Genomic DNA, 7,480 nt, shown 5'->3' on the forward strand with positions numbered 1-7,480 from the left:
ATGCTTTTTTTAAAGGAATGATATTTAAAAAAATCTCAAAAACTACTTATCTTTGCTACATTATTTTCAATAAAATATGGAAAAAATATTCGATAATACACAAATTGCCTTTTCTTTAAAAAGTGATACAGAATTAGATAGAGCTTATTTTTTGTTCAAAATGATTGATAGTGAGCCACTTGTTCGCATCGGAACAGCTGTTACGAACTTTGCCCTTAAAGCTCATTTACCTGTAGAAGGATTAATTAGAGCTTCGGTTTTTGATCATTTTTGTGGTGGAGTAAGCGAAGATGATTGCCTACCGGTAATGGAAAAAATGTACACCAAAAAAGTGTGTTCAGTTTTAGATTATTCTGTAGAAGGCAAAGAGGAAGAGGCTCAGTTTGATGCTGCTTTGACTAAAACGTTAAAAATTATCGATTTTGCAAAAGATAAAGCTTCGATTCCGTTTGCGGTGTTCAAACCTACCGGTTTTGGTCGATTTGCTTTGTATGAAAAAGTAGGAAATAAAGAAGCGTTAACTGAGTCAGAACAAACAGAATGGAATAGGGTTGTGGCTCGCTATGAAGAAGTATGCCAAAAAGCGTTTGAAAATGATGTGCCTCTGTTAATTGATGGAGAAGAAAGCTGGATGCAAGATGCTGCCGATGATTTGGCTTTGACCATGATGAAAAAATACAACAAACAAAAACCTATTGTATTCAATACCCTGCAATTGTACCGCTGGGATCGCTTAGACTATTTGAAAAAAATTCACCAAGAAGCTACAGCAGAAGGATTTTATATTGGTATGAAACTCGTTCGCGGTGCTTACATGGAAAAAGAAAACAAACGGGCTGAAGAAATGGGATATCCCACACCAATTTGTGCTTCTAAACAAGCCTCAGACGATAATTATGATGCTACAGTTTCCTATATGATTGATAACATCGATAGAATGGCCATATTTGCGGGAACGCACAATGAATTGAGTTCCTATAAATTAATGGAGTTGATGAAAACCAAAGGAATTGCTCCCAACGACCAACGCATTTGGTTCGGTCAATTATATGGTATGAGCGATAACATTAGCTTTAATTTAGCTGCGAATGGGTATAATGTAGCCAAATATTTACCTTTCGGGCCGGTGCGTGATGTGATGCCGTACTTAATTCGCCGAGCAGAAGAAAATACCTCCGTAGCTGGACAAACGAGTCGGGAATTGATGTTGATTAAGAAGGAAAGAGAAAGAAGAAAAATACAAGATTAAATAAAAAAAAACACAGTTTCTAGGCTGTGTTTTTTTGTGAATGAATATTTTATCCAACCTTAAAATTTATTTTCTACCTCAGCAGCTTCCAGCATAAAGTAATGTAAATCAGTATTTTTAATAAACGGTTTCAGCTTTTCACTACCCGGACCAAACATTGCCAATTCAGTATAATCTGCTGAGTGATCCATGCTGATCCAACCCACTGAGGTGTGACTCTTTTGCATTTCTGCAAACCCTTTATACGGCAAGTTTTTGTAATTATATAAACCGTCATCTTTTTTCTCTAAACCGGAATAATAACCCATAATTGTTTTGGCTTCCTCATCAGTCAACGCAAATCCATTGGCAAATTCAATTCGTTCTTTTATTTGAGCGATTGAAGATTCTGGGGTAATCCCATTCAAAATCCATTCATTGGTATGTTTAAATTGTCGCACATGGTCAAAATGGTCGTTTACGTTCTTCCCATAAATCAATCCCGGATTGGCATTGCCATGATCAGTAGTAATGATGACTAACGTTTCTTTGTCTTTTTGAGCAAAATCAATGGCTACTTTTACCGCTTCATCAAAAGCAATTTGGTCAAATAACAAACCGGCAATGTCATTGGCATGAGCGGCCCAATCTACCTTTCCGGCTTCCACTTGCAACACAAAACCGTTTTTGTGACTTTTCATGCGATCAATGGCTTTTTGCGTCATTTCTGCCAAAGTTGGAATGGTATTGCCTAAATCTTTTATGTTTTCTCTATCAATCGAGTAGGGAAGTCCGTCCTCAAAAAACACACCTAATAAAGGTTTATCAATCGAAGCTGCTTGCATTTCCGTTCTGGTTTTAACCACTTGATAACCTTTTGATTGAAATACAGCATACATGTCTTTTTTATCTTTTCGTGATCCAGCATCAAAATACTGTTGGCCTCCACCCATCATGACATCAAATGCAAAATTGGCATACGATTCGGCAATATCAGCTTGACTGTTACGGCTTTTGCTGTTCACACAAAATCCGGCGGGAGTAGCATGTGTTATCGGAACTGTCGTTACACATCCTGCCATTTTACCTGCTTTTTTAAACTTTTGCCAAATGGGTAAATATTCTTCCCCGTTTACGCCAACATTCAACGCACCGTTTTTCACGCGAAACCCACTTCCCCAAGAAGAACTGGCTGCCGCAGAATCGGTTACGATAGAAGAAGCCGAAGCCATATCCATCAACGCCCGGCTCACTAAATTATCCCGATACAAATTCAACCAATTGGAACCTTTTCCGTGTAAACGATTCAAGTAAATATCCGCCATGTTCAACGTGCCCGAACTCATTCCGTCACTCACTAACATGATAATATTTTTGGCTTTTTTTCCTTTTTGAGCGGATGCAACATCCGGAGATAAAAGCAAAGATTCTAGTGGGTTTACCAAAGAAGCACCCAATGTTACCAATGATCCGTTTTTGAAAAAATTCCTTCTGTTCATTTTTTCATTAAATTTTTTCAAATGTAAAAAAAGGAAATAAGAAAACCGTTAATTTAGTATTAATTAGCGGTCAAAAAATGGATAAATAACGACTTTTATCTATTTCGATGGCTATTGTTTAAAAATAGACACCTGACAGGTTTTGAAAACCTGTCAGGTGTAAGTTGTTCATAAATATAGTTCTTTTTTGTCTAAAACGTAATTTCAATCTGATTTCTCAAAATATCTTCCATGTTTTCTCTTTCTCGAATCAAATGTCCCTTTCCTTCATACCAGAGTACTTCTGCCGGACGAAAACGGGAATTGTAATTGGAAGCCATCGAAAAACAATACGCACCGGCATTGCGGAAACACAAAATGTCACCTTCTTTGATTTCGGCAATTCTGCGGTTGTTGGCAAACGTATCCGTTTCGCAAATGTAACCGACTACTGAATAAAACCGCTCTTTTCCTTTTGGATTAGAAAGGTTTTCGATGTGGTGATAGGAACCATACAACATCGGTCGAATCAAATGATTGAACCCACTATCAATACCTGCAAATACGGTAGAAGTTGTTTGTTTGACCACATTGACTTTTGCCAAAAAATAACCCGATTCACTCACCAAAAACTTGCCCGGCTCAAAAGCTAAGGTCAACGGTCTTCCATATTCTGCTTGGAACTGATTGAAACGTTTAGACAATTTTTTTCCCAACTCTTCCACATTGGTTTCAATATCGTCTTTTTTGTAAGGAACTTTGAATCCGCTACCAAAATCGATAAAATCTAAGGTTTTGAAATGCTTGGCGGTATCAAAAAGAATTTCAGCAGCATACAAAAACACTTCAATATCCAGAATATCAGAACCGGTATGCATGTGAATGCCGTTGATGTGCATGTTGGTATTTTCCACTATACGCAGTAAATGCGGCAATTGATGAATGGAAATCCCGAATTTACTATCAATATGCCCCACAGAAATATTGGTATTTCCACCTGCCATCACATGCGGATTGATGCGAATGCACACCGGAATTTGCGGATGTTTTGTACCAAATTGTTCCAAAATTGATAAGTTATCAATGTTGATTTGTACGCCTAATGCTGCTACTTCTTCAATTTCATCTAACGAAACGCCATTGGGAGTGAAAATTATTTTATGTGGTGGAAAACTGGCTTTTAATCCTAACTGTACTTCCTGAATGGAAACAGTGTCCAAACCGGCACCCAATTGATGAAACAATTTTAAGATGGAAACATTCGACAATGCTTTTACGGCATAGTTAATCTGTAAGCTTTCTACCTTTGCAAACGCATTTGTTAATCGCTTGTATTGATGGCTGATTTTTTCAGCGTCATAGACGAATAGGGGACTCCCGAATAGTGTTGCGGCTTGAAGTAATTGTTCCGTTTTCATTTTATTTTTTTGGCAAAAGTAAAGGCTGAAAACAGGATAAGCAATTTAATGGCTGAATAAAACAAAAAACAACAAAATGTTATATTTGTAACAATATGCAATTCTTACTCCATTTAATTTTAAAAGGTAAAAAGTAATTTTTTTCAAAACCCCCCGCTTAAAAGTCCCAAAACTTCGGGATTAACGAGGTTGTTTTTTATAATTTCTTTGAAAATTTAGTTGTTGGAGGTTTTGCAACGGTTACGGTTTTTGTGTGTAGTTTTTTTTATACTTTCATAAATTTCCAATGTCTTTTTGATAATTTCTTTCTCTTTTTTTCATTGTTCTATTGACTCTATATTTTCTAGCTTCGTATCGTGCTTTTACTGATTCTGAATTTACTAATCAAGAAGAACGCATCACCAAGATAAAGGAAATCCAAGGAGGATGGTTAAACTATTTTCGAGGAACCAACATCATGGGAAAATTACGAGACATTGACGGTTGGCTACGCAACCGACTGCGGTATTGCATCTGGCACGATTGGAAGAAACCCGAAAGGAAAAGGAAAAACCTGATTCAATTGGGGGTTGACCAAGACCACGCCTACATGTGGAGCAGAACTCGAAAAGGTGGTTGGGCGATTGCCCAAAGTCCGATTTTAGGAACAACTATTACTTTGAAACGCTTGAAACAAAAGGGATACGAATCCTTAACGGAAGTCTACATTCAACTCAACCCATCTCTTTGCGAACCGCCGAGTACGTGACCCGTATGCTCGGTGGTGTGAGAGGCTCTCCCTGCTAGTTTCTAGTGGGGCAGTCTACTCGATTAGCACTCGTTTTTATTTTATTGTTAACCAAAATTCACCACCCCAATGACAAGAACCGAAATCAACAAAATATCGACCTAAATCTGCTTTTGTAAATGTTATTGAATTTCCTTCTTCCATTAAATCATATGAAACTGATTTGTATATTTTTTTTGTTGAACTTGAGTCATTGTAAAGAGTAGCACTTGAAATAGTTCCACCATATGGGAAAAACACCATAATACTATCTTGGCAACTTTCGGTAATATTAATAAATTGTTCTTTACTTTCTCTAATATCTTTTGTAGTGATTATATGTTGTCCATAAAATATATTCACTTGATTATTAAGATACTTTTTAACATTGGTTTTAAACGTAAACTTTTTAGAATTCTCTAGAGAAATTTTATATCTTACTTTGAGTTTAATTGGGTTTTTCTTGGTCAATATAAGTGTGTCAATTTCTTTAAATGCTTCATCATCTTTATAAATTGTAAAATTAGATTTGTCTAAATTGAATGAATGAACTTTTATCTTTTTATTTGATTCAGTGGTAATTTCAATTAATATTTCCGCGTCTTTTCCATTACAGGTTTGAACAACTCCAACGTCATTAGGAAACCAAATATAAACTTCGTCTTTCTGTTCGAAAGAAGTAAAAAGAAGAATAAAAAAAACTAATTTCAATATTTTCATAAGCGTTGTGCTAAAATGAGTGCTAACTAGTATATATCTTCAAATTTATGCAACTTTTTCAACTTCTCATAAAAATCAGCTGTTGTTTTGTTATTGAAGAATTACTGCTTTCAGAGCATGTGCTATTAAAGAAGTTTAAATAAAGGGGTAATGCTTGCCTTATCAAATGCCATCAGTGAAGCCTTAACCGAAGGTAAGATTGCAAACATCGACACTACCTATGAACAGTTGAAACAATAGAGATTATTTTTTATTAAAAAATTGTTACTTTTCTGTCAGGTATAATTAAAATTTGAAACAATTTTTCCACTAATTTACTTTGCCTGTTCGCTAGGCTCGAGCCACTTTTTATTAGCTTAACTATTTGTGTTCATTCGTATTTTTATCAAAGATGAACAAATTATTACCTCCACATATTTATAAATTCGTGAATTCGTGGCAAAATTTATAGAATAATTTTTGTCATCTGTCGAGTAATGGTATAATCCATGATTTTATTTTTTCGATTAAGTGACATTTTTTTTCGATAACTTGAATTGAGGTGTGCAGTTCATCGATTTTTGTAGTTATATAAAGAAATAAAACAATTTGCCTTTGTGGTGTATTTACCTTTGATTCATCATTTTTAAATAATGTATTATGGGGCGGATTATTATTAATTTGCTAGTCATTTCTATGTTTTTTTGCGAAGTAACTAGCTGTTGGGGACAATACAGGGTACAAAATTATGAAAATCGTAATTTTGAAATCATATCAGAAAGCGTTATTTCTGATGAGTATGAAGTAGATTATTATTTGGTTATAGAAAAGGTAAATTGTCGTTTTGGCGGATACGAAACTCGTTATAAAGTGTCCAATTTGAACTTGGTTAATACGTATGCAATGGGTGAAAACAATTCGCGTACGGTAAAGGCTGTATACAAAAAAGTAAAACCAAAAGTAAAACCTTTAGAAGGAAGTTTATTGGCTTCGAACTTGGTAGAAAAAAAGGCGGATGTAGCACTCACAGTAAGTGATCTCCCCGTGGGCGGAACAATCAAACCCGATGTTGCTGAAGTATCCGAAAAAACGGAACGCATCAAACCGGAATACGTGTATGTTGACATTTTAAAAACCTATGAAGGCGTATTGGAAAAAGGCTATTTCAACACAGAAATGTTGAAAAAAGTAGCCGACAGTCGTTTTTTCAAAAATGATTTAGTCAAAGCCGCACAGTGGTACACCAAATTGTTTGAAATGACTACCGATCTGGAACCGGTGTATTATTATCGTTATGCACAATCGCTTTTTGCCATCAACCAAAATGTGAAGGCCAAAGAAATGATGCTGACGTATGAGTTTAAATCAACTGCTGCCAGCACGCGGTAGGTGAGTATATGTTTTTTAGTAGGAGTGTGGGAGAGTGAGAGTGATGGGGGAGTTGGTTCAGTAAATACAATGCGAATACGGATAACAGCTATCGAAATTTACTTCGAAGCTGAAACAACGGCCCGCTGTTTATCGTTCTCTTTTTTCTGGGAGTGTTCAATAAACTGTGTCATTTCATTTTATTCTATCACTAAAATACGCATTTAAATCATTTTGAATAGCAGACCAGTGAAAAATTTGTCCATTCCATCTAGTTTGTGCATTCATAATAGCTAAGTATACCTGTTTTAGGATTGCGTTTTCTGAAGAGAATGCACCTTTAGTTTTGGTTACTTTTCGTATCATTCTGTGATAACTTTCTATTGGATTTGTTGTGTACATTAGTCTCTTTAAATGAGGTGAATACTTGTAAATATTAGCTAGTCTATCCCAGTTTTTATCCCAGCTCCTAAATATTGCAGGGTATTTTTTATTCCATTTTTCTCTGGCAAGTTCAAGAGCT

The 7,480-nt window shown here is 35.7% G+C and carries 7 protein-coding genes; 3 read left to right on the forward strand and 4 right to left on the reverse strand.

Annotated elements, in window-relative coordinates:
- Positions 1-76: 76 nt before the first annotated feature.
- Positions 77-1,249 (forward strand): proline dehydrogenase family protein, encoded by a 1,173-nt coding sequence (locus H601_RS0105260; protein WP_026710532.1) that lies wholly within the window; start codon positions 77-79, stop codon positions 1,247-1,249.
- A gap of 59 nt (positions 1,250-1,308) precedes the next feature.
- On the opposite strand, the gene H601_RS0105265 is transcribed toward H601_RS0105260, so the two are convergent.
- Together H601_RS0105265 and lysA are read right to left on the reverse strand one after the other, a co-directional pair.
- The gene (locus H601_RS0105265; RefSeq protein WP_026710533.1) at positions 1,309-2,727 is read right to left on the reverse strand and encodes an alkaline phosphatase; all 1,419 of its coding nucleotides are present in this window, start codon (positions 2,725-2,727) and stop codon (positions 1,309-1,311) included.
- A gap of 191 nt (positions 2,728-2,918) precedes the next feature.
- The gene (gene lysA / locus H601_RS0105270) at positions 2,919-4,124 is read right to left on the reverse strand and encodes a diaminopimelate decarboxylase (RefSeq protein ID WP_026710534.1); all 1,206 of its coding nucleotides are present in this window, start codon (positions 4,122-4,124) and stop codon (positions 2,919-2,921) included.
- Positions 4,125-4,452: 328 nt separating this feature from the next.
- Between lysA and H601_RS0105275 the strand changes: the two genes are divergently transcribed.
- Positions 4,453-4,872, forward strand: a complete 420-nt coding sequence (locus H601_RS0105275; RefSeq protein ID WP_026710535.1) for a group II intron maturase-specific domain-containing protein — start codon at positions 4,453-4,455, stop codon at positions 4,870-4,872.
- A 75-nt stretch (positions 4,873-4,947) separates the two neighbouring features.
- Here H601_RS0105275 and H601_RS0105280 read toward each other — a convergent pair whose 3' ends face one another.
- On the reverse strand, positions 4,948-5,601 hold the full coding sequence (locus H601_RS0105280) for a hypothetical protein (protein WP_169628251.1): 654 nt from the start codon (positions 5,599-5,601) through the stop codon (positions 4,948-4,950).
- Positions 5,602-6,249: 648 nt separating this feature from the next.
- Between H601_RS0105280 and H601_RS16070 the strand changes: the two genes are divergently transcribed.
- The gene (locus H601_RS16070) at positions 6,250-6,978 is read left to right on the forward strand and encodes a hypothetical protein (protein WP_156900347.1); all 729 of its coding nucleotides are present in this window, start codon (positions 6,250-6,252) and stop codon (positions 6,976-6,978) included.
- Between the two features lie 174 nt (positions 6,979-7,152).
- Here H601_RS16070 and H601_RS0105295 read toward each other — a convergent pair.
- Positions 7,153-7,480: transposase (locus tag H601_RS0105295; protein WP_026710537.1), on the reverse strand; the 328-nt coding region annotated here is incomplete at its 5' end.

It is taken from the genome of Flavobacterium filum DSM 17961 (assembly GCF_000425465.1).
GTDB classification, from domain to species: domain Bacteria; phylum Bacteroidota; class Bacteroidia; order Flavobacteriales; family Flavobacteriaceae; genus Flavobacterium; species Flavobacterium filum.

Coding starts and splice junctions, on each gene's coding strand:
- H601_RS0105260 (WP_026710532.1), top strand. CDS start 77: ATGGAAAAAATATTCGATAATACACAAATTGCCTTTTCTTTAAAAAGT.
- H601_RS0105265 (WP_026710533.1), bottom strand. CDS start 2,727: ATGAACAGAAGGAATTTTTTCAAAAACGGATCATTGGTAACATTGGGT.
- lysA (WP_026710534.1), bottom strand. CDS start 4,124: ATGAAAACGGAACAATTACTTCAAGCCGCAACACTATTCGGGAGTCCC.
- H601_RS16070 (WP_156900347.1), top strand. CDS start 6,250: ATGGGGCGGATTATTATTAATTTGCTAGTCATTTCTATGTTTTTTTGC.